This window comes from Kribbella speibonae (genome assembly GCF_004331375.1).
Taxonomy (GTDB): domain Bacteria; phylum Actinomycetota; class Actinomycetes; order Propionibacteriales; family Kribbellaceae; genus Kribbella; species Kribbella sindirgiensis.
Map to the genome: position 1 here is coordinate 279,095 of NZ_SJKC01000007.1, position 21,928 is coordinate 301,022.

The 21,928-nt window shown below is 68.5% G+C and carries 22 protein-coding genes; 13 read left to right on the forward strand and 9 right to left on the reverse strand.

Annotation, left to right across the window (positions count from 1 at the left end; all coding sequences use genetic code 11):
- The first annotated feature begins 145 nt into the window (after positions 1-145).
- The 4 genes from E0H92_RS38030 (at position 146) to E0H92_RS38045 (ending at position 5,074) form a co-directional block, all read left to right on the forward strand.
- On the forward strand, positions 146-1,426 hold the full coding sequence (locus tag E0H92_RS38030) for an ATP-grasp domain-containing protein (RefSeq protein ID WP_131499705.1): 1,281 nt from the start codon (positions 146-148) through the stop codon (positions 1,424-1,426).
- A gap of 22 nt (positions 1,427-1,448) precedes the next feature.
- A complete protein-coding gene (locus tag E0H92_RS38035) occupies positions 1,449-2,846 on the forward strand; it encodes a SidA/IucD/PvdA family monooxygenase (protein WP_131499706.1) in 1,398 nt (465 codons plus the stop codon).
- 1 nt (position 2,847) lies between these two features.
- Positions 2,848-4,290, forward strand: coding sequence for a cation:proton antiporter (locus E0H92_RS38040; RefSeq protein WP_131499707.1), 1,443 nt, complete (start codon positions 2,848-2,850; stop codon positions 4,288-4,290).
- A gap of 169 nt (positions 4,291-4,459) precedes the next feature.
- A complete protein-coding gene (locus tag E0H92_RS38045; protein WP_165550223.1) occupies positions 4,460-5,074 on the forward strand; it encodes an RNA polymerase sigma factor in 615 nt (204 codons plus the stop codon).
- Between the two features lie 12 nt (positions 5,075-5,086).
- On the opposite strand, the gene E0H92_RS38050 is transcribed toward E0H92_RS38045, so the two are convergent.
- Both E0H92_RS38050 and E0H92_RS38055 read right to left on the reverse strand, forming a co-directional pair.
- A complete protein-coding gene (locus E0H92_RS38050) occupies positions 5,087-6,001 on the reverse strand; it encodes an oxidoreductase (protein WP_131499708.1) in 915 nt (304 codons plus the stop codon).
- A 377-nt stretch (positions 6,002-6,378) separates the two neighbouring features.
- A complete protein-coding gene (locus tag E0H92_RS38055) occupies positions 6,379-7,188 on the reverse strand; it encodes an aldo/keto reductase (protein ID WP_131461170.1) in 810 nt (269 codons plus the stop codon).
- Positions 7,189-7,381: 193 nt separating this feature from the next.
- Here E0H92_RS38055 and E0H92_RS38060 point away from each other — a divergent pair, with 193 nt between their 5' ends.
- The 5 genes from E0H92_RS38060 (at position 7,382) to E0H92_RS38080 (ending at position 11,860) form a co-directional block, all read left to right on the forward strand.
- On the forward strand, positions 7,382-8,371 hold the full coding sequence (locus tag E0H92_RS38060; protein WP_131461169.1) for a hypothetical protein: 990 nt from the start codon (positions 7,382-7,384) through the stop codon (positions 8,369-8,371).
- Between the two features lie 157 nt (positions 8,372-8,528).
- Complete coding sequence (locus E0H92_RS38065; RefSeq protein WP_131499709.1) at positions 8,529-9,524, forward strand: NADP-dependent oxidoreductase; 996 nt, start codon at positions 8,529-8,531, stop codon at positions 9,522-9,524.
- 29 nt (positions 9,525-9,553) lie between these two features.
- Positions 9,554-10,396, forward strand: coding sequence for an alpha/beta fold hydrolase (locus E0H92_RS38070; RefSeq protein ID WP_131499710.1), 843 nt, complete (start codon positions 9,554-9,556; stop codon positions 10,394-10,396).
- Positions 10,393-11,190, forward strand: a complete 798-nt coding sequence (locus E0H92_RS38075; RefSeq protein WP_202874027.1) for a hypothetical protein — start codon at positions 10,393-10,395, stop codon at positions 11,188-11,190. The genes E0H92_RS38070 and E0H92_RS38075 overlap by 4 nt, the downstream gene beginning before the upstream one ends.
- A gap of 70 nt (positions 11,191-11,260) precedes the next feature.
- Positions 11,261-11,860 carry a TetR/AcrR family transcriptional regulator gene (locus E0H92_RS38080; RefSeq protein ID WP_131461166.1) on the forward strand — a complete coding sequence of 200 codons (600 nt, stop codon included), beginning with the start codon at positions 11,261-11,263 and terminating at the stop codon, positions 11,858-11,860.
- Positions 11,861-11,884: 24 nt separating this feature from the next.
- Here the strand turns inward: E0H92_RS38080 and E0H92_RS38085 are convergent, their stop codons facing one another.
- The 3 genes from E0H92_RS38085 to E0H92_RS38095 all read right to left on the reverse strand — a co-directional run bounded on the left by E0H92_RS38085 (position 11,885) and on the right by E0H92_RS38095 (position 13,749).
- The gene (locus E0H92_RS38085; RefSeq protein WP_131461165.1) at positions 11,885-12,322 is read right to left on the reverse strand and encodes a ribonuclease H family protein; all 438 of its coding nucleotides are present in this window, start codon (positions 12,320-12,322) and stop codon (positions 11,885-11,887) included.
- A gap of 89 nt (positions 12,323-12,411) precedes the next feature.
- Positions 12,412-13,170 carry an aquaporin Z gene (gene aqpZ / locus E0H92_RS38090; protein ID WP_131461164.1) on the reverse strand — a complete coding sequence of 253 codons (759 nt, stop codon included), beginning with the start codon at positions 13,168-13,170 and terminating at the stop codon, positions 12,412-12,414.
- Between the two features lie 150 nt (positions 13,171-13,320).
- Positions 13,321-13,749: a hypothetical protein gene (locus E0H92_RS38095; protein ID WP_131461163.1), complete on the reverse strand. Its 429-nt coding sequence runs from the start codon at positions 13,747-13,749 to the stop codon at positions 13,321-13,323.
- A gap of 203 nt (positions 13,750-13,952) precedes the next feature.
- Between E0H92_RS38095 and E0H92_RS38100 the strand changes: the two genes are divergently transcribed.
- Entirely contained in the window at positions 13,953-14,936 is a 984-nt protein-coding gene (locus E0H92_RS38100) for a DUF1444 domain-containing protein (protein WP_131461162.1), read from the forward strand.
- Here the strand turns inward: E0H92_RS38100 and E0H92_RS38105 are convergent.
- Genes E0H92_RS38105 through E0H92_RS38115 form a run of 3 tightly spaced genes read right to left on the reverse strand, consistent with a single transcriptional unit; the run spans position 14,919 to position 18,253 of the window.
- Complete coding sequence (locus E0H92_RS38105) at positions 14,919-15,863, reverse strand: ornithine cyclodeaminase family protein (protein WP_131499711.1); 945 nt, start codon at positions 15,861-15,863, stop codon at positions 14,919-14,921. The two genes, E0H92_RS38100 and E0H92_RS38105, sit on opposite strands and share 18 nt — an antisense overlap.
- 7 nt (positions 15,864-15,870) lie before the next feature.
- Entirely contained in the window at positions 15,871-17,094 is a 1,224-nt protein-coding gene (locus E0H92_RS38110; protein ID WP_238173778.1) for a metal-dependent hydrolase family protein, read from the reverse strand.
- Complete coding sequence (locus E0H92_RS38115; protein ID WP_131499712.1) at positions 17,081-18,253, reverse strand: PucR family transcriptional regulator; 1,173 nt, start codon at positions 18,251-18,253, stop codon at positions 17,081-17,083. Before E0H92_RS38115 ends, E0H92_RS38110 begins: the two co-directional genes overlap by 14 nt.
- A gap of 118 nt (positions 18,254-18,371) precedes the next feature.
- Between E0H92_RS38115 and E0H92_RS38120 the strand changes: the two genes are divergently transcribed.
- The 3 genes from E0H92_RS38120 (at position 18,372) to E0H92_RS38130 (ending at position 20,290) form a co-directional block, all read left to right on the forward strand.
- Positions 18,372-19,298, forward strand: coding sequence for a proline dehydrogenase family protein (locus tag E0H92_RS38120; RefSeq protein ID WP_131461159.1), 927 nt, complete (start codon positions 18,372-18,374; stop codon positions 19,296-19,298).
- An 82-nt stretch (positions 19,299-19,380) separates the two neighbouring features.
- Positions 19,381-19,719: a hypothetical protein gene (locus E0H92_RS38125; RefSeq protein ID WP_131499713.1), complete on the forward strand. Its 339-nt coding sequence runs from the start codon at positions 19,381-19,383 to the stop codon at positions 19,717-19,719.
- Positions 19,709-20,290: a carboxymuconolactone decarboxylase family protein gene (locus E0H92_RS38130; protein WP_131499714.1), complete on the forward strand. Its 582-nt coding sequence runs from the start codon at positions 19,709-19,711 to the stop codon at positions 20,288-20,290. The genes E0H92_RS38125 and E0H92_RS38130 overlap by 11 nt, the downstream gene beginning before the upstream one ends.
- Here E0H92_RS38130 and E0H92_RS38135 read toward each other — a convergent pair.
- A complete protein-coding gene (locus E0H92_RS38135) occupies positions 20,271-21,926 on the reverse strand; it encodes a DUF4091 domain-containing protein (protein WP_131499715.1) in 1,656 nt (551 codons plus the stop codon). The two genes, E0H92_RS38130 and E0H92_RS38135, sit on opposite strands and share 20 nt — an antisense overlap.
- Between the last annotated feature and the right edge of the window lie 2 nt (positions 21,927-21,928).

Genomic DNA, 21,928 nt, shown 5'->3' on the forward strand with positions numbered 1-21,928 from the left:
TACCTCACGTGAAGGTAGAGCCGTCACCTGTTTGAGTACAAGCCGTTAGCGCGACGGATATCCCGCACTTGCGATCGCGGTAGGTGTATCACCCACACCGGATCAGCCCCTCTCGTTCGTCAGTGACGGCTTCCGGGAGGCTTGCGTGAACGACGACAACGGTGTCGTGCTGCAGTTGGGCAGCGGTTTCCAGCCGTACCGCGAGTACCTGGTCCGAGGTGCGGCCGCGCGCAGCGGGCTCTGGCTGATCGACAACGAGCCGGCGACCTGGCAGACGCCGTACCTCGCCGGAAGCTCCGTGGTCGTCCCGCTCGAAGGCGCCGGGCTGGTGCTCGACCACGCCGGTCTGCTCGCGGCCGCCGAGGCCGTCGCCCGTACGCACGAGGTCCGCGGAGTCTGCACATACGACGAACCCTCGGTGATCGCGACCGCTCTGGTGGCGGAGCGACTCGGGCTGCCGGGTCTGACCGCACAGGGCGCGCAAGGTTGTCGCGACAAGGCGCGGACCAGGCAGGCGCTCACCGCCGCCGGACTGCCGCAGCCGAGCTTCGCGGTGGTCACAACGGCCGCGGAGGCTGCCGTCGCGGCCGCGGACATCGGCTATCCGGTCGTGGTCAAGCCACGCGGTATGGCGGCGAGCATCGGCGTCGCTGTGGTGAGCGATCCGGCCGGAATCGCCGACGCGTTCGACCGCGCCGACAGCTCCAGCCGTAACGGTCCGGCCGAATATCACGGCGGAGCGCTGATCGAGGAGATGGTCGACGGTCCGGAGATCAGCGTCGACGGTGCCGTGGTGGCAGGCGAGTACTTGCCGTTCTGCATCGCCCACAAGCAGCTCGGCGAACCGCCGTACTTCGAGGAGGTCGGCCATCTCGTCGACGGGGCGGATCCGCTGCTGGAGGATCCCGAGTTGCGCGAGCTGCTCCGCGCGGCGCATGAGGCGATCGGTGCGCCGTACGGCATCACGCACACCGAGATCCGGTTCACCTCGCGTGGACCGGTGGTGATCGAGATCAACGGCAGGCTCGGCGGCGACCTCATCCCGTACCTGGGCAAGCTGGCGACCGGTATCGACCCCGGTGCGGTCCTGGTCGACGTCGCGCGCGGCCTCCGTCCCCAGCTGGAACCGGATCATCGGACCTGCGTCGGCATCCGGTTCTGCTATCCGCCCGAGGACTGCCGCGTCGTGGAGATCACAGTCCCGGAACCCGGATCGGCGCCGGGCCTGGTGGAAGCACATCCGATGGTCGGCCCCGGAGCGAGCGTCCGGCTCCCACCGCGGGCGCACATCGGCCGGCACGCGTACGTCGTCTGCAGCGCGGACGATCTCGCCACCTGCGCCGACCGGCTGACCGCCGCCGCGGAGCTGGTCCACCTGAAGTACGACGCGCTGAACGAGCCCGAGTATTCCGGACGGCCCTGGTGAGCCACGACCCTTTGGAGTTGCTATGACCAACCACGACGTCGAACTGCTCGCGATCGGCGCCGGGCCGGCCAACCTCGCTCTCGCGGTCGCGCTGGAAGAACTCGGCGCCGACGGCCTGGCGGAGCGCTCGCTCGTCATCGAACGCGGACCGACGGTCGAGTGGCAACGCGGCCTGCTGCTGCCCTGGACGAAGAGCCAGGTCGCCTTCGCCAAGGACCTGGTGACGTTGCGGAACCCGCGCAGCAAGTTCACCTTCCTGAACTACCTGCGCAGCGTCGGCCGGCTCGACGACTTCATCAACATGGGCAGCTTCACGCCGTACCGCGTCGAGGTCTCCGGTTATCTCCAGTGGGTCTCGGAATCGCTGCGGAAGGTGCAGCTCCGGCTCGGCTGCGACTGTACGTCGGTCGAACCTGTGCGGGACTCCGCCGGCAGCCTGACCGGATGGCTGACCCGGCTCGCCGACGGCAGCACGATCTCCAGCCGCTACCTGGTCATCGGCGCGGGACGCGACCCGTACATCCCGCCGGAGCTGAGCCACCTGCCCGCCGACCGGCTGATCCACAGCACCCGGTACCGCAGCCGGGTCGCGGAGCTGGACAAGGATCAGCACTACCGGGTCGCGGTCATCGGCGCGGCGCAGAGTGCGGCCGAGATGTTCCGGGCGACGCAGCACGATCTGCCGAACAGCGACGTGAGCTGGGTGATGCGATCGATCGGGCTGCGCGCGTACGACACGAACAAGTTCACCAACGAGCTGTACTACCCGTCGTACATCGACAAGTTCTTCGAGGCGCTGCCGGAGGGCAAGAAGCAGATCCTGCAGGAGATGCACCTGACCAACTACTCCGGCGTCGAGAGCGACCTCCTGCAGGAGCTCTACACCAGCCTGTACCTGGATCGGCTGAGCGGCGTCGAGCGGCGGCGGCTGGTGCCGATGACCGACATCACCGGCGCCCGGACCGACGGGGACGACATCGTCCTCGAGCTCACCGACCGCAAGACCGGCGCGGTCGACGAGCTCCGCCGGGATCTGGTCTTCCTCGGCACCGGATTCGTCCGCGAGATGCCCAGGCTGATCCGCGGGCTCGGCGCGGCGATCGGGCTCGACCGGATCGAGGTCAACCGGCAGTACCGTCTGGAGCTCGGCGAACCGTCGGACGCGGCCTGCTACCTGCAAGGCGTCAACGAGGCGACGCACGGGATCGCCGACTCACTGCTCAGCGTGCTCGGCAACCGGGCCGCGGACATCGCCCAGGACATCCTCGGGCACCGGTCCGTCAAACGAGTCAACGGCGTACACCGGCCGATCGCGGAACACCTGTCCACCGCAGAGCACCCGTCCACCGCGGAGCGTCCATCCGGGGCGGACCGTCGTACCGCCGTCCCGGTTCCCGCCGACGGCGCAGTGCCTGCCTGACATGTCGTTGTTTCCAAAGCCTCGCCACGCAACGGTGGTCGCGGCTTTGCTGATAGCCGGCGCGGTCGCCCTGGCCGTCGTGGGGTACGCCGCCGGCTGGCTGCGGCCGGAGCAGACGGCCGCGGCAACCGCCGTACCCGCGGCCGCCGGACCGACCTCGGCGCAGCTGATGTGGCGGCTGCTGCTGGCGATCGCCGCCGTCTGCGCGCTGGCGACCCTGTGCGGCCGGCTCGCCCGGATGATCGGGCAGCCCGCCGTGGTCGGCGAGATCATCGCCGGGCTGGTGCTCGGGCCGTCGGTGATCGGATCGGTGACGCCATGGCTGTTCGACGCCGTCCTGCCGGCCGAGGTACGGCCGAATCTCGGTCTGCTGGCCCAGGCCGGGCTGACCGTCTTCATGTTCGCCGTCGGCGCCGACTTCGGCCGGATCGGCCGCGACCGGGGCGCGATCGCGAGCGCCAGCGTCGCGATCATGGCGGTTCCGTTCGCCCTCGGACTCCTCACGGCGATCCCGCTCTACTCGACGCTGGCCGGTCCCACGGTGGACAGGCTGCCGTTCGCCGTCTTCATCGGTACAGCGCTCAGCATCACCGCGTTCCCCGTCCTGGCACGGATCGTTCAGGACTGTGGACTGCAGGGCACCCGGCTCGGATCACTGGCCATGCTCTGCGCCGCCGCCGCGGACGTACTCGCCTGGTGCGCGCTAGCGATCACGATGGCGATGATCCGCTCGAGCGGTCCTGGCGATGCTCTGCTCGCACTAGGCCTGACCGTTCTCCTGGGAGCCGTTGCCCTACTGATCCTCCGGCCACTACTGCTCCGCCTGTCCCTCCGGTACGCCGCCGCAGTGCCCACGCCGATCCTGGTGCTCCTCGTACTCGCCCTGATCCTCGGCCTCGCCGCAGCCACCGACCGGATCGGCGTCCACGCAATCTTCGGCGGCTTCCTGGCCGGCCTCGTACTGCCGAAGGCCAGCCTGCCCGTGGCGGACGTCGCGCACCAGATCGGCAAGCTCAACCGCACTCTGCTGGTGCCGGTCTTCTTCGCGTCCATCGGCCTGCAAACCGACGTGAACGCAGCGGTCTCCCAGCCGCAGGTGCTCGTCGCCGGCGCGCTCCTGCTGGCCGTGGCGGTCATCGGCAAGCTCGCCGGCGCCGTCCCGGTCGCCCTGGCCGGCGGTCTGCCCGTGCGCTCCGCGGCCGGCCTGGGCGTCCTGATGAACGCGCGCGGGATCACGGAGATCGTCGTCCTGTCCGCCGGGCTCGGCGCCGGAATCATCAACCACAGCGCCTTCACGGTGATGGTGATGATGGCGCTGGTCACCACGATGATGGCCGCGCCGCTGCTGCGGCTGCTCGGCCCGTCGCTGCTGCACCGGACCCCCTCCGGCCGGTCGCCGGCAAATGCGTATGCGAACGGTGACGCCACAAGCACGATTTCGTGACGAATCGACTACGGCTTCGTGACGGCCTCGGTGATCGAATAGGCGACGAAGGCAGCACTGACGACGACCACACGGGGGGTGTGGGGTGAGCACAGGGCCGTCGGCCGATCCTCCTGTGCTCCCGCACGTCTTGTCGCCACCTGCGCGAATCAGCGAAAGGACGTGGAGCGTGTCGACGATCTCGCTACGCAGAACCGCACGGCCGCTCGAGGGGAACCGCGACCACACCGAGTCGGGTCCCTCGATCGCGGATGTTCTCAGCCGTGCACTCGGCTCGGACTGGTCAGCCTGGAAGGAGCTGGAAACGCGGTACGGTTCGCTCCTTCTGCACACCGCTCGCGGTGTCGGCCTCAGCCACAGTGACGCCGCCGACGCCGCTCAGCTCACGTGGCTGCGGCTGTGGCAGCACGGGCGTCAGATCCGCGACCCAGAGTGCCTTCCCGCCTGGCTGGCCGCCACGGCCCGCCGGGAAGGTCTGCGGGTGGCGATCAGCCGGAAGCGGTACCTGCTGTACGCCGATCCGACGACGGAGCACAGCGACGGCCAGCGCGCCGCTGTTGTCGACGTCTACCCGGCCGACGGCGAGTACGAGCCTTCCACGGAGCGAGCGCTGTCCCGGCTGCCCAGTCGCTACCAGAGCCTGATCAGGCTGCTGATGTCGGACAGCTGCCCGTCGTACCTGGAGATCGCCGAGAAGCTGAACCTCCCGATCGGCAGTATCGGCCCGATGCGGATGCGCGCCCTCCGGATGCTCCGGCACTCCCCCGAACTGACCGCCCACTAACCCACTTCACTGTCACGAGGGGTCTGGCCGGACGCCGGTCAGCTCGGCCGTGCGCTCCCACAGGCGCGCACGCACCGTCTGATCCTGCGCCCGTACGTCGATTCGGGCCGGCCCGACCCCTCCGAAGAACTCGCCGAACTTCCGCGGCCCGTAGTAGTCACCGCCCTGCACCTCGGGTGCGGTCGCTGCGTACAGGATCGGCAGAGTGCCCTCGGACACGGACTGCGACAGCGCCTTCGTCAACGCGTTGAGCGGCCGCGCGAGCGCCCCGAGCCCTTGGTTGCGGGCGCCCGCGGCCCCGATCTCCGTAGCGGTGAACCCGGGGTGCGCGGCGACGCTGATCACCGAGGATCCTTCGGCAGACAAGCGTTTCTGAAGCTCCAGCGCGAACATCAGCCCAGCCAGCTTGGACTGCGAATAGGCGTGAGCCATCCGGAACCGACGATGCTCGAAGTTGGGATCCTCGACGTCGAAACCCTTGCCGCGCTGAGCCATGCTGGACACGGTGACCACCCGGGCCGAGTCCCCGGCCCGCAGCGCCGGCATCAGCAGCCACGTCAACGCGGCGTGCCCCAGATAGTTGGTGGCGAGGATCGACTCGTGCCCGTCGACGGTACGCCGGAACTTGCCCGCCGGGATGCCCGCGTTGTCGATCAGCAGGTCGACGCGGTCGCCCGTACGCTCCCGAAGATCCGCCGCGGCCTTGCGCACCGAGCCCAGGTCGGCGAGATCCATCAGCACGAGCTCACCGCCCACCGCCGCCGCGGCCCGCTCACCCCGCTCCTGAGACCGGCAGGCAAGAATCACCCGCGCTCCCTTGGCCGCGAGCACCGTCGCCGCACGCAAACCCAACCCCGAGTTCGCGCCGGTGATCACGACGGTCCGCCCGGCCTGATCCTGAATGTCCTCGTCGCCCCAGGTCCGCATGACCCAGCATGCTAGCTCGCCCGGTGCCGAGCGAGCAGCGCGTCACGCCGCCGGCGAGCGTGGTCCCGGCAGCCGCGCAACTTGCCTCTGACTCCACGGCCGCAAGGCCTGTAGGCGCACTTCGTCGGCATCAGAAAGGCGATCCAGAACAGCGCAACCGTAGGCACGAGCACGATCCACGCGACCAGGTGTTCATGAGGCGGATAGCCGAGAACCCCCAGCACCACGACCCACAGCAGAACCAGCAGGTCACCCGCCTTGGTACCTCTCCGCCTTTTCGCCACGGTCCCACCCCCTGCGCCGCGACCTGCTGAGTGCAATCAGCTGCATACAGAGGGTAATCGCCGTGGGCGGGCTGATTCAAGAGGTCAGGCTCGTCAGCTGAGGTCGGCGGTGTAGGCGGTTGCGAGGGGCCTGTCCCAGGGGTCGGATTCTGCGGCGAGGGAGTCGAGGACGGTTTCTGGGCGCGTTGCGCCGGAGACGACGGATAGTACGGGCGATGACGCCAGCAGGGCACGTAGCTGGAGCCGCTGCACCGAGACACCGCGTTCGCCGGCCAGGGCTGCGAGGTGTGGTGACGGGGCTGGGGCCGATGGGCGGAGGGGCGAGTAGGCGAAGAACGCGACCTCGTTGACCTCACACCACGCGAGTACGTCGCGGGACTCGCGTCCGATGGCACTGTGGTGATTCTGTACGGCGTCGATCCGCGTGACCGCGGCCGCGCGCTCGAGGTCGGCGACCGTGACGTTCGACAGACCGACCCGGGCCAGCTTGCCTTCGTCGCGCAGCTCCGCGAGAGCTGACACGCCTTCCTCCACGGGCTGTTCGGCGAGATCGACTCGATGGAGGTAGTACAGATCGAGACGCTCACCACCGAACACCCGGAGGCTCGTCTCGACGTCGGACCGGATCCGCTGCCGGCTGATGTCGGCGTCCCAGGTGGACTCGCCCGTTCGCGAGTGACCACCTTTGGTTCCGGCGATCACACCCGTCCCCCGAGCGGCCTCGGCGGCCAGTTGCTCGCCGTACAGCGGCGCATCGACGTGGGCGTACGCGCGCGCGGTGTCGAGGATCGCCGTACCCGCCGCGATACCGGTTCGGATCGTCGCGAGATCGGCGGAGCGATCCCTGGGCGCGAACGAGAAGCTCGCGACCCCGAGCGCGACCCGCCCGACCAGTTCCTTCATCTGCGCCTCCTGCACACGCACGTTACACGTACGTCCGGCAGATCCGGTTCACCCCTCGTTTATAGATGCCCTAGGCAACTAGATTGATGGGAAATTGCTGTGAACCGGTTGACGGTGGCGACCGTGTAGGCCCCAAACACACCGAGCACGGCATCGACGAAGGCAGCCGTGACGACCAGGGAGGGACCACATCATGACCAGTGCGACACGACGACTCCGGCGAGGCATCACCGCGGCAGCCGTCGCGACAGTCACCACGGGCGTCGCCCTCGGCGTGGCCGGTACGGCGTCCGCGGCACCCACGAACCGCGTCGTCATCGAGGCCGGCCAGCTGATCGTCACCGGCACGAACCGCGCCGACACCATCACGCTCAGCGTGCCGGCCGCGGATACCTCGGTGGTCGAGGTAGACCTCGGGGACGGTACGAAGCGCTCCGTGAAGCGCAGTGACTTCGGCCAGATCAACGTCAGCAGCCGTGGCGGCAACGACGTCGTACGGATCGACTACGGCGCCGAAGCGCAGCCGTTCACGATCGTCGACACCGGGTCCGGCAACGACCGGGCATTCGGTGGCAGCGGCAACGAGCTGTTCCGTACCGGCGCCGGCAACGACTCCGTCGACGGGAACCGCGGCAGCGACACAGCGTTGCTCGGCAGCGGAAACGACACGTTCACGTGGGATCCGGGAGACGGCAGTGACGTGATCGAGGGCGGTCGCAGCCAGGACACGATGGTGTTCAACGGTGCGGCCGCCGCGGAGAAGTTCGTTGCCGCCGCCAACGGTCCGCGGCTGCGGTTCACCCGGGACGTCGGCAACATCGTGATGGACACCGACAACGTCGAACGGATCAAGCTCAACACCCTCGGCGGCGCGGACACGGTCACCGTCGACGATCTGCGCCGTACCGACGTCCGCAAGGTCGACGTCGATCTCGGCGCGCAGCTCAACGCGAGCGGCGGCGACTCGGCAGCCGACGCGATCACCGTCACCGGCACACCCGGCAAGGACCGCATCCGGGTCTCCGGCTCCAACGGGAACGTACGCGTCGCGGGCCTGAGCGCGGACGTCCGCCTCTCCGACGCGGAACCGACCGACCAACTGACAGTCGACACCCGCACCGGCAACGACAAGGTCAACACCGGTCGCCTCGCGGCGAACGTCATCGGCTTCAGCATCCTCTGACCACCCCGGCGTCACCGAACCCCGGCGTCCGTCCCACCGCGGACGCCGGGGTTCAGCCGTCTCCCCACGGGCTCGCTTGACAACTTAACTGAGTCGCCTCATTATTGAGGCAGCTCAGATTCATTGCCGGAGCAGGTCATCAGAAGGGGAAGTCGCCGTGCGTGCGTTCGTCGTCAAGCAGTACAAGGGACCGCTGCAGGAAGCGGAGGTCCCCGAGCCCGTGGTCGGAGACCACGACGTCCTCGTGCAGGTTCGGGCTGCCGGGCTCAACGTGCTCGACGAGAAGATCCGGGCGGGCGAGTTCCGGCAGATCCTCCCGTACAAGCTGCCGCAGATCCTCGGCAACGACGTCGCCGGGACGGTGCTCGGTGTCGGCGCGAAAGTGCGGGGATTCAGGCCCGGCGACGAGGTCTTCGGCCGGCCGGACAAAGATCGCATCGGAACCTTCGCCGAGCGCATCGCGGTTGCCGAGGCCGACCTTGCGTTCAAGCCCGCATCGGTCAGCCCCGAGGAAGCGGCGTCGCTGCCACTGGTGGCGTTGACCGCGTGGCAGGCACTCGTCGAGCGAGGCAACCTCCGGCCGGGGCAACGGGTCCTGATCCACGCCGGCGCAGGGGGCGTGGGAACGATCGCGATCCAGCTCGCCAAATACCTCGGCGCCACGGTCGCCACCACGGTCAGCGCCGGCAACGCCGACTTCGTGCGCGAACTCGGGGCGGACTTCGTGATCGACTACCGCGGCCAGGACTTCGAGCAGCTCGTCGAAGGGTACGACCTGGTGCTCGACAGCCTCGGCGGGAAGAACCTCGAGAAGTCGCTCCGCGTCCTGCGCCCCGGCGGCAAGGCGATCGGGATCGCCGGCCCGCCCGACGCCGCGTTCGCCCGCGAGCTCGGCGCGAACCCGCTGCTCCGGCTGGTGATGACCGCCCTCAGCGCCCGCATCCGCCGCCAGGCCCGGCACCTCGGCGTGACGTACGAGTTCCTCTTCATGCGCGCCAGCGGTGATCAGCTTCGCCAGATCTCCGCCCTCGTGGACAGCGGCGCGCTGCGGCCCGTCGTCGGACGGGTCTTCGACTTCGACCAGACCGCGCAGGCAGTGCGGTCGCTCGACAAGGGCGGCATTCGCGGCAAAGCCGTGATCAGCCGGCCCTGACAACCCACTACGAACCAGGAGAATCAACCATGAGTACCGCCATCACCGCCTACAAGGACGCGCCCGCCCGCACCGTCGACGCCGGCGGCGTCACCTACGCCTACCGCGAGCTGGGACCGAAGGGCGGGATCCCTGTCGTCTTCTTCGTCCACCTCGCCGCGACCCTCGACAACTGGGACCCCCGGATCATCGACCCCATCGCTGCGGAGCGCCACGTCATCGCCTTCGACAACCGCGGCGTCGGCGCCTCCACCGGGCGCGTCCCCGACAGCGTCGAGGCGATGGCCGACGACGCCTACACGTTCATCACGGCGCTCGGCTTCGACAAGATCGACGTCTTCTCCTTCTCCCTCGGCGGCATGGTCGCCCAGGCCCTCGTGGTCAAACACCCCGAGCTCGTCCGCAAGCTCGTCCTCACCGGCACCGGCCCAGCGGGTGGCAAGGACATCGACAAGGTCGCCGGCACCACGTACTACGACATCCTGCGGGCGACTCTGACCCGGTCGGACCCGAAAGAATTCCTGTTCTTCAACCGCAACGCCACGGGAAAGCCCGCTGCCCGCGCGTTCGTCAACCGGCTCAAGGAGCGCACCGTCGACCGCGATGCGGAGATCAAAACCAAGGCGTTCCAGACACAACTCAAGGCCATCAAGAGGTGGGGACGCTCCGCTCCCGCCGACCTGTCGAAGATCACCCAGCCCACCCTGATCGCCAACGGAGACAACGACCGCATGGTCCCCTCGGTGCTCTCAGAGGACCTGCACCGGCGCATCAAGGGCTCCGAGCTGATCATCTACCCCGACTCCGGTCACGGCGGCATCTTCCAGTTCCACGACAAGTTCGCCCCCGTCGCCGTCGACTTCCTCTCATGATGACTACCGCGAAACCGGGCGTGAAGAAGCACCTCACCTCCTCGATTCCACTCTGGGTGCGCACCGACCAGCCTCGCCAGACCGGCATGGACTACTGGAAGGGCCCGCACTCGAAAATCATCTCCGCCACCCCGGGCTTGGAGGAGTACCGGCAGATCCACCTTGCGGAGGACAACCCGGGCCGGTGGCCGGCGATCAACGGGACAGAGACGTCGATCCCCGTCGACCGGAAGATCGACGGCGTCGCGGAAGTCACCTTCCGCTCGGCGCTCTCCCCGCTACTGGGACGCAAGCAGACACAGCTCGCCTACAAGGACGAGATCAACGTGTTCCGCCGTACTCTCCTCTACGCAGGCCCGCCGAGCTCGTCCCGCTGGTACGACGTCGCGGGCGCTGGTGAGGCAGTCGGTGCCGGTGCGATGGTCTACCTCCGCCGCAGGGACGGGGTGGGAGCCGGCGAGTTCCGGAGGTTCATCAAGGAGCAGCTCGTTCCAGCACTCGCCGCCACGGGGATGCTCAAAGAGCTTCGTACGCAGACTTTCCTGCCCTGGATCGAAAAACTCTGGGACACCCCGAACGTCGCCCACGACAACCCCCACGACCAGCAGTTCCACGCGTCCCTCATCCTCGGGTTCACCGACACCGCAGCACGCGATGCCTTCTTCACCAGCAACGTGCCGGCGGAACTGTCCAACCAGCTGGCACCGCTCGCCGCGGCGATCCATGCGTACGACGTCGACGCGGCCCTCACCTACGTCAAGAACGGCACCGTCCTGCCGCACTACGAGCAATAGCCGCCCATGGGAGAATGAACGCCTGCAAACTACACAGCCGGAGCCCACACAGCAGACAAGGAAGGCAGCCATGCCACTCGCCTCCCAACGAGTCGGACGGCGCGAGCGGAACAAGCAGGAGAAGCTCGACCGCATCACCGCCGCCGCCCGAGAGCTCTTCGCTGAGCGCGGAGTCGACGAGGTCACGACCCAGGAGATCGCGGAGAAGGCCGACATCGGTGCGGGCACGCTGTTCCTCTACGCCAAGACCAAGGGCGAACTCCTCCTGCTCGTACAGAACTCGACGTACGCCGACGCGCTCGCCGAAGGTACGTCGGCGGCTGAGCGTATCCCCGACGTGCTCGACGCGGTGATGGCGATCATCCGCCCGGTCGTGGAGTGCAACCGCAAACAGATCGACAACGGGCGCACCTACCTGCGTGAGATCGTCTTTGGCGACCCCGAAGAGCCCCACCACCGCGACGCGCTCGTCCTTACCGTCCAGACCGAGAAGGCGATCGCCGACGTGCTCCAGCGCGACGACCGCAGCGCCGCCGACGCCGCGACCCTCGCGCACATCGTCTCCGCGATCATGTTCCTCAGCATGGCGTCGACGATCAACATCGCCAACCCCGTCGACGATGTCGTCCAGGAGATCCGAGACCAGGTCGAGGTTCTGCTTCCGGAGTGATGGCCTCGGCCCGTGTGCGCTGGGTCAGTGCTGTGGGAAGCAGGCGGCGACGGCCAGGGCGTCCACGAAGTCGTTCATTTCGTGGCCGGAGTGGCCCTTGACCCATTGGAAGGCGACATCCCCGCGCTCGGTCACCAGCTCCACTAAGGGCTCCCACAGGTCCCGGTTGGCGACCGGCTTCTTCGCCGACGTGAGCCAGCCTCGCTCGAGCCACCCTCGGTGCCACCCGTCGCGGAAGCAGTTGACGACGTACGTCGAATCCGACACGACCAGGAGCGGACCGTCGTTCGCCCGGACGGCTTCGAGGGCGGCCCGGATCTCCATCCGCTGGTTCGTGGAAACGGCCTCGTGGCCGGCCGCGTACACGGTCTTCGACAGCGCCCAGGCCCAGCCGCCAGGTCCAGGATTACGGGAGCACGCACCGTCGGTGAACACGGTGCGCGCCCCCACGGGAACGGCCATGTCAGCTGGGCGTGGACGACGAGTTCGAGTGGGAGACATGAGAGCGAAACCCTACCCCGCCGCCCATCCCAGCCGCACAGACACGGCTGCTACGGGTTGTTGGCGACCCCCTCGTCGACCTTCGGGCCGCGGGCGCCGGTGATGGCGGCGTAGCTGATGCCCGCGATCGCGGCGCCGACGATCGGGGCGACGATGAACAGCCAGACCTGGCCGAGGGCCGAACCGCCCGCGAACCAGGCGACACCGAGCGATCGCGCCGGGTTGACCGACGTATTCGTGACCGGAATGCCAACCAGATGGATCAGCGTGAGCGCGAGACCGATGGAGATCGGTGCGAACCCCTTGGGCGCCCGGTCGTCGGTGGCGCCGAGGATCACGTACAGGAAGAAGGCTGTCAGCACGATCTCGACGATCGCGCAGGCCAGCAGCGAGTACCCGCCAGGCGACCGGTCGCCGTACCCGTTGCTGGCGAAGCCGCTGTCGGTGGCGCTGAAACCGTCCTTGCCGCTGGCAACGGCCAGCAGGATCGCTCCGGCCGCCGTACCGGCGACGACCTGGGTGACGATGTACGTCGGAACCCATTTCCACTCGATGCGCTTGGCAACGGCCAGGCCGATCGTCACGGCCGGGTTGAAGTGACCACCGGACACGTGGCCGACGGCGTACGCCATGGTCAGCACGGTCAGGCCGAAGGCGAGCGCCACGCCGAGGTAGCCGATGCCGACCGAGACCTTGTCCGGGTTGAGTACGACACCAGCCAGGACGGCCGCACCGCAGCCGCCGAAGACGAGCCAAAACGTTCCGAGAAACTCCGCACCGATCCGAGCCGCAGGACTTGGTGATTCCACGACTGCCTCCTTGGTGACCTCCGATGAATTGAAACCCTCCTGTCACAGTAAGCCATCAAGTCGTGACAATCGGTGAAATCGGGGAGGAGATCTGCGCGGGCCGCCGCTCCACAGGCCCTGGGATGCAGAGCCTGTGGAGCGGTCATGCGGTCAGAGAGTGGCCTGGACGGCGATGCTCGCCGGGTTCGGGCAGAGGATGCTGCCGCTCTCCTTCGGGACGTCCTGCTCCGGGAACGTGGCGGCGTTACCCGCATACGTTCCGGTCAACGAGCCGGAATACCCGCAGCTGAGTGGCTTGCTCACGGCAACATTCAGCGTGAGCGTCGCCGCGTCATCCGGGCCGAACGTGACGGTTCCGGACGCCGTACCGTCAGCGGCGCAGCCGTCGGCGATATCGATGGACTGGATCTCGACAGCGGCAGGCGGCGGGCCGCCCGCGTAGGTAAAGGTGAAGTCACACGACTGGCCCTCGAACGTGATGGTGCCGGAGCCGGTCGCTCCGGCGTACGCCGGAGCGACGCCGAATCCGATGGTCGAGGCAACGACCAGGGCGGACAGGAGTGATCGACGCAAATGCATTGCGACCTCCAGAGTGGGGGGCGGTTGAGTCGCAGCAGCTGCCGAAATCGACGCTAACGTTGTTACCTCGCGGTAGTCAACCCGTGACACCGAGTCAACATGAGGTTTCTTCAGCTCACCCGGCGAGAGTTATCCACAGATCGCGAAGACCGGCCGATTCGCTGCCCCGAAGTCCATATGTTCTTGGGCAAAGGAGGTGCTCGATGAGTGCTCACAAGGACAGAGGCGGCCGTCGAGGCGGCAGACCACACAACGGCGGCGGCGCAGATCAGCCGCACCCGGTGCTGACACCGCTGACCGTGCCGCAGGCCGAGCGGTTGGTCCGGCTGGCCGAGGCCGCGGTCACGGAACGCGGATTCTCGATGCGGTACGACGGCGCGGGCGCACTGCTGCCGATCGGAGGCGACACCGGTCCGGCAGGCGACGCCCCGACCGCCGGACTCGCGAATCTCGCGCGCACCGTCGGCGAGCTGCCACGACAGCAATGGCGATCGGCGGTGGCCGCGCACTTCGACCAGATGCTCGCTCTGGGCGAACGGCCGACGGTCCCGGAAGACCTGGAGAACGAGCTGTACCTTCGGCTGGTCTGCGCGGCCACGATCGAGCCCGACTGGACCGGCAAGGTCCCGGAGTTCGTGCCAGGCGTCGTCATCGCGCCGGCGACCTACACCGGGCGAGCCGTCGCGATGCACTTCGACCTCGACAGCCTCGGCGCGCCGTGGGAGGACATCACCCGGATGGGCCTGGCGAACCTGCGCCGTCTCGAGGACAAGGTCGAGCTCGTGCGACAGCCCGGTGCGAACGGAGCAGAGATCGCCATGCTCACCGGCGGCATGTTCACCGCATCCCGGGCACTCGTCCTCGACACCGTGCTGCGCGAGTCGCTGCACGTCGAGGATCCCCCGTTCGGTTGCCTCGTGGCCTTGCCGGCGCGCGACATGCTGCTCGTTCACGTGATGCGAGATGAGACGGTGGTCCCGGCCTTCGGCATGCTGACCGAGCTCGCCAATTGCTTCTTCGGCGACTCGCCGGGGCCGGTGAGTCCGCACGTCTACTACGTGACAGGTGACGAGTGGCAACAAGTGACCGACTACAGCACCGGCACCGCGCAACTCCAAGCCAGCGGCCGCTTCTCCGCAGCCCTGCGCCGCCTCGACAGCGAATTGGGGCTATCGCATGCCATCTGACGAGATGGCGTGGAGGGCCGCGGTGGCGGTGACGACGTCGCACCAGGCCTCGCCGACGCTCTTGAAGAGGCGCGGTGCGCCGGCGGTGATGGCGAGGCGACCGGTGGCGAGTTCGTGGAGGTCGGCTGTGATCGCGTGGTTTTCGGGGACGCCGTCGGCGATGGCGAGGATGATGTCACCGGCCTGCCCGAGTGCGGAACCGCGCGACTCGACCACGACGGTGGCGCGGCGGACGAGGTTCGTGTCGACTTCGCGGACCGCTGGCTCGTGCGACCCGACGGCGACCACGGTCGCTTCCGGCCGGAGCAGATTTGAGTCGAACAGCGGCTCCGTCGCCGTCGTACAGCAGGCGACCAGGTCGACGTTCGCGACGTCCTCCGGAGTTCCGGCCCGAGCTGGGAGACCTTCTCCTTCAAGCGAGTCGACTAGCGTGGCGACCGCCTCCACCCGGCGGCCGACGACGACGACCTGCTTCAGCGGGCGGACCGCGTTGATCGCCAGTGCATGACTCGATGCCTGAGGCCCCGTCCCGAACACCAGCAACGAGTTCGAGTCCGCGGTCGACAACCGGCGTACGGCGAGCGCCGACACACTCGCCGTACGGCGCAACGTCAGCGACTCGGCGTCGATCACAGCGACCGGCCGCAGCGTCGGCCCGTCGAAGGCGATGTGGACGCCCTGGATCCGGGGCAGACCGCGGGCGGCGTTGCCGGGACTGACCGACACGACCTTCACCCCGACCTGCGGCCCGACCTCGCCGGGCATCAGGATCAGTTGCCCGCCCGACATCTCCACGAACGTCCGCGGCGGCGTGTTCCCGGGCGCGGCGCCGGACACCAGCGCGTTGTCGAGCGCGTCGATCGCCTGCGTCCAGCTGAGCGTGCGCTCGAGGGCTGCCCGGTCGATGAACCTGATGCTGTCCGCCATGGATCTCCTAAACGACTCGTCCGCTCTGGATGACGATGCGTTCGGCCGCCGGATCCCAGAGGCATTCGGGCTGCTCCAACGGGTTGCCCGAGACTACGAGAAGGTCCGCGATCGCGCCGGGCCGGACCACGCCGAGATCCTCGAGCCCGAGCAGGCGAGCGTTCACCGAGGTCGCGCAGCGCAGCGTGCCGAGGATCCCGAGCACCTCGCTCTGCAGCCGCAAGCCGTTGAGCTGCTCCTCTTCCAGCCCGCCCATCAGATCGGTGCCGAACCCTACCGGCACCTTCGCGGCCACGGCGAGCTCGATCGCCTGCCGGCCGGCGTCGAGCACCTCCCGGTTCTTGGCCAGTTGCACCGCGGCCATCCCGATCGCCTCGCCGCGCCGGTCCATCGCGTCGTACGCCGCCAGCGTCGGAATCAGGAACGCCCCGTGCTCGGCCATCGCCGCGGCCGAGGCGGTGTCGAGCAGGTTGCCGTGCTCGATCGACCGTACGCCGTTCCGCACCGAGTGCACGATCGCTTCCGGCGAGTACGAATGCGCCGCGACGTAACTCCCCCGCCGGGCCGCCTCGGCCGTCACGGCGCGGATCTCGTCCTCGGAGTACTGCGGGATCCGGATCGGGTCGGTCAGCGAGACGACGCCGCCCGACGTCATGATCTTGATCGCGTGCGCGCCCTGCCGGAAACGCTCGCGGACGGCGCGGCGCAGCGGGTCCACCCCGTCGACGACTTCGGTCGTGTGACTGTGGCAAGGACAGGTGTCCCAGTGCGCCGGACGCGCGTCGCCGTGGCCACCGGTCTGGCTCAACGCCGGCCCGGTGAACAGGTACCGCGGTGCCTCCAGCCGGCCTTCGGCGATCGCCTTCGCCAGCCCGGCCTCACCGCCGGCGACATCGCGGATCGTCGTGAACCCGCGCCGCAAGGAGTTGCGCAACCGGCCGGCCGCGACGATCGCGACATAGCTCAGCGGGCTCGCCTCGATGTCGACCATGTCCAGACTGATGCCGTACGGATGACAATGCGCGTCGATCAGCCCGGGCAGCACGGTGCCGCCCTTCGCGTCGACCACCACGGCACCGTCCTCGAGGTCCGCGGTATCCCCGACCGCGACGATCCGTCCGTCCCGAACCGCGACCGGCCCGTCGACGAGCTCGGCATTCTCACCGTCGAACACGGTCGCGTTGGTGACGATGAGCGTGCCTGGAACGGAGCTGCGGTCATTGACCAGCACGTGGTCCTCCTTGAGATGGCTGGAGCAGTGGAGCCATTGTCAGGGCGAGATGGAGCGTGAGGCGATCCTCGCCGCTGCGCAGGTCGAAGCCGGTGATGGTCTCGATCCGGCGGAGCCGGTAGTACGCCGTCTGACGGTGGATCGCCAGCTCCGTGGCCAATTCCTGGATGTTGCCGGCCCGGTCCAGGAAGACCTGCGCCGTCCGGACCAGGTCGCCGCCCTCGTCGAGCAATCGCTGCGCCCGCGGATCGAGTACGGCGTCCACCAGGGCCGACCGTGGACCGCACGAGATCAGTCGGTGGACGCCGAGCTGGGACCAATGAGCGACCGCGCCGAGACGCGGCACGGCGGCCAGGATCTTGGTGGCGCGGCGAGCCTGTTCGTGACTGGTCCGCGCGTGGGCGACACCGCGCTGCGGCTCGCCGACTCCGACGAGCAGGCGCGCCGCAGCCTGATCGCCGAGGCGTTGGGCGTGCAACTGGCGGAGCCTGTCGATCGCCTGGTCGATCAACATCATCCGCTCGTTCGCGAGGTCGACGAGCAAGGTCGTGAAGCCCTCCCCCGACGTCGCGAGCACATGCCGCGGCAGCGACCAGAGGTTGAGCGGCACGACCTCGCGCGACGGCTGCTCGGCGTGGACGACCACGACGTACGCCGTCCGCTGGACGAGCCCCCGGCTGTCGAGCTCTTCGACGGCTCGCGCCGAGACGGCGTCGTCCGGCGCGAGCAGGTTGGTGAGCAGGAGCGATGCGTCGCGACTCCCCCGGGCCCGTTGCGCGAGCAGCGCACCCGCGTCCCGCGCGATCGCGGCGGCCGCCTCGAGTTGTGCCGGCGTACCCAATCCGCCGCCGGGGTCGAGCAGCCAGAAGTAGCCGTAGGTCACGCCGTTCCACCGGACGGGCAGGCACAGCCGCGGGAGGATGCCGAGGCCCGGCTCGGAGGGTGTACGGACCGGTCCGTCGGCGGTCGCGATGCCGAACTGCTCGAACCAGGTCCGGACGTCCGCCGTCGAACGCCGCCGCAGGATCGACCCGGCCCGCACCGCGTCGATCTCGTCGGGCTGCGTGTTGAACGCGATCAGGTTGAAGTCGCGGTCCTCGAGCACCGCCGGCGTACCGAACGCGTCCGAGATCGCGCCGATCAGGTCGTCGAGGTCCATGCACCCAGCTTAGACATCTGTATGACGTTCTGCGTCGGCGGATCTGTCACCTGGATAACGCCCGCGGGGCGGACCGGTCCTTACAGTGCACTCACATCCTGACCAGGAGGAGTCCGCCGTGCTTGGTACCGCTCTGCTTGCCGCATCCCGCAGCCGTCGCGTCCGGGCCGTTGTCACCAAATCCCCGGTGACGCGCAAGGTCGTCACACGCTTCATCGCCGGCGACGACGTGCACGCCGCCGTCGACACCACCCGCCGCCTGACCTCCGGCGGCTTCGCCGTGACCCTCGACCACCTCGGCGAGGACACGCTCGACCGGGCGCAGGCCGAAGCCACCCGGGACGCGTACCTCACGCTGATCAAGCAACTGGCCGACCAGGGACTCGCGACCAGGGCCGAGGCGTCGCTCAAGCTCTCGGCGATGGGTCAGGCGCTGCCCGGCGACGGCGAGGCGCTGGCCGCCGACAACGCCGCCGCGATCTGCGCAGCGGCCGCCGACGCCGGCATGACCGTCACCCTCGACATGGAGGACCACACCACGGTCGACTCCACGCTGAGCATCCTGGCCGAACTGCGCAAGGACCACCCGACGGTCGGCGTCGCGCTGCAGGCGATGCTGTACCGCACCGAGGCCGACTGCCGTGACCTCGCCACCACCGGGTCGCGGGTCCGCCTGGTCAAGGGCGCGTACGCCGAACCGAAGTCGGTCGCCCACCCGGCGAAGAGCGACGTCGACCGCGCGTACGCCCGCTGCCTCGGCATCCTGATGGCCGGTCTCGGCTACCCGATGATCGGCAGCCACGACCCCCGGATGATCTCGATCGCCCAGGCGCTGGCGACGCAGCACGGCAAGGGACAGGACGACTTCGAGTTCCAGATGCTCTACGGCATCCGGCCCAGCGCACAGGAGCAGCTCCGCTCGCAGGGCTCCCGGGTACGCATCTACGTCCCGTACGGCGACGACTGGTACGGGTACTTCATGCGCCGCCTGGCCGAACGTCCGGCCAACGTCGGCTTCCTGCTCCGCTCGCTCGTCACGAAGTAGCGCGTTTGTCGTATCTCGTGGTGCGCTGATCGTCATACATCTGAGGGCGGACGGCCGAGTCCGCCGAGGAGGTGACGGCACGGTGCCCGAAAACGACACTGCAGACGACGCCAAACGAGCGGCACACCGCGCGCTCGTGGAGCGGATCTTGACGGGCGACGGCAGAGCATCTGCCGAGCAGCGGAAGCGTGCGTTCGACGACGAGGGCCTCGTCCCGCCGGTCAGCACGCTGATCGGCAAGATCACCCGTACGCCGGTCCGCGTCGACGAGACGGACCTGGCGGTTGCGGGCTGCACCGAGGACGAGGTGTTCGAGCTGGTGATCTGCGCCGCGGTCGGGCACTCGACCCGCCTGTACGAAGCCGGGCTCGCGGCCCTCGCCGATGCGATCTCCGAGGAGGCGCCGGGCCATGCGTCCTGACATCCTCAACCACGGCTACCGGCCTGGAACGAAGCTGATGTTCGCGATGATCCGGCTGTTCTCCGGGCAGCCGCTCCCGGACGCCGCCAAGCTGACCTTCTACCGGTCCGACTTCTACGGCAACCCGGCCAAGGAGTTCACCCACGAGGCACTGCGCGGGCCGTCCGACTGGTCCGTCGGCGACCGCGAGCTCATGGCGGCGTACGTGGCCAAGCTGAACCAGTCCGCGTTCTGTATCGGTGCCCACACCGCGACCGCGAGCCTCGCCTATCAGGACGGTCCGCGAGTGGCGGCGATCCTGGACGACCCCGAGTCGGCGTCGATCGACGAGCCGCTCCGGGCCACGCTGCGCCTGCTCGCCAAGCTGATCCGCGACGGCCGCGTCGACGCAGACGACGTACGCGAAGTCCTGGCCGCCGGCGTCTCGCCTCAGCAGGTCAAGGACGCCCTCGCGGTGTGCGCCGCATTCAACACCACCAGCCGCCTCGCCGACGCCTTCGACTTCGAACTCCTCACCCCGAAAGGCTACGAAGCCGGAGCCAAGTACCTCCTCAAACGCGGCTACCGCTAGTCAGTGCGGTGGTGATGTGTTGGCGGGTTGTGTAGTAGTGGGTCGGGTCGAGGACTGGGCGGTTGAAGTGGAGGGTTCGGTCGGGGTCGATGAGGTCTAGGGCTGCTGTGTTGCCGTGGGTGGTGCGTACTGCCTGGAGGGCGCGGTGGTCCCACATTGCCTGGGCGAAGACGCGGTGGCGGAGTGACGGCCACGGCGTACCGTCCGGGCCGGGGTAGACGATGAAGGGGTCGCCGGACGGGAACGCGCCACCGGCCGACGTGTCCGCGAACGGGTCCACCCGCCGGATCGAGTACTGGGTGTACCAGAAGTTGAAGCCCCAGTGCAGGAACCCGTCCACACCAGCTGCGAACAATTGGTGCCCGATCGCCCGGTTCCGCGCCGACGGCATCCCGATGAACCGGTTGGCGACGTCGCGGTCCTGGCTGACGCAGTAGTACACCCACAGACGCTCCGGCCGCTCGGCCAGGAACGGCTCCACATGATCGGTCGCGACAACCGGAACCTCAACGGCGCCCGAAGTGTAGAACGAGTGCTCGCTCAGTGCGTCGACGACCGTCCAGCCCTTCAGGAGATCGGCGACGACAGCCTTCGCGGCAAGGTAGGTCGCGAGCCCGTCCTCCCCGGACGGCTCGTCGGAGATGTGAAAGACGACGTGGTCGCGGTCCCATTCCTCGTCGAGCACGGCCTGCAGCGAAGGCAGCAGCGCTTCCAGCAACTCCCGGTACCGTCCGTCGGTCGCGGGCACGTCCCACCCGAAGGCCCGCTCCCCGCCGACCACGATCCCGGGCGTCGCCTTCGCACCCCACTGCGTGAACAGGTGCGCGACCTCGACCCCGGTGATCCCGGTACGCCGGCACACCTCCAGCCAGCGCCGCAGCCGGTCGAACCCGAACGCGTACCCGTCGTCGGTCCGCGTGATGTCGATCAGCTGTACGACGGTGCGATACGTGTCGACCGCGGTGTCGAGCGGCGGCGTCCATACCGGCGCGAGCAGCGACGTCGCACCCATCTCGACGGCGGACGCCATGAAGCGCTCGACGATCGTCCAGTGCTCTTCGCTGAACACCTCGACGCCGTAGTGATCCGCGAGCGAGTCGAGATGCATCCAGTGACTCGACACGATGTCGAGCGGCGGCAGCTCGATCCCCGTGATCTCGACGGTGACCGGCGCACGATGCAACTCGGAGCCGTCGGGCGCGCTCACCACGATCGTGAGTGAGTGTACGCCGGCGCGCGCCGGATCGGCCGTGGTGACGTCGAACCACAGCGCACTCCAACTGCCGAACCGCACCGGAGCTTCACCGTTCGACACCGGGCGCAGCACATCTGGGTACAGGCCGGGCTCGTCGAACTCGTATCCGTCGTCGTGACCCGGGAGCGCGACGAACGTGCAAGGCACAAGGTCCACGCTCGCTACGGCGACCAGGTCGGCCGCCGAACCCTCCACCCGCACCTGCAGCGGGCGCGCGTCGCGGAACTTCGACTCGAGTGGAGGCCGGTACGCGAGCTGGAACGACGCGGGCTCACCGAGGAAGGCCTGGAACCGGGTCTCGGCCGACACCGGGCGCGGGTCCCGCACCGGGTGCACCTTCGCCAGCGCGTCGCAGAGCACGAACTCCCACTTGGCGGTCACTG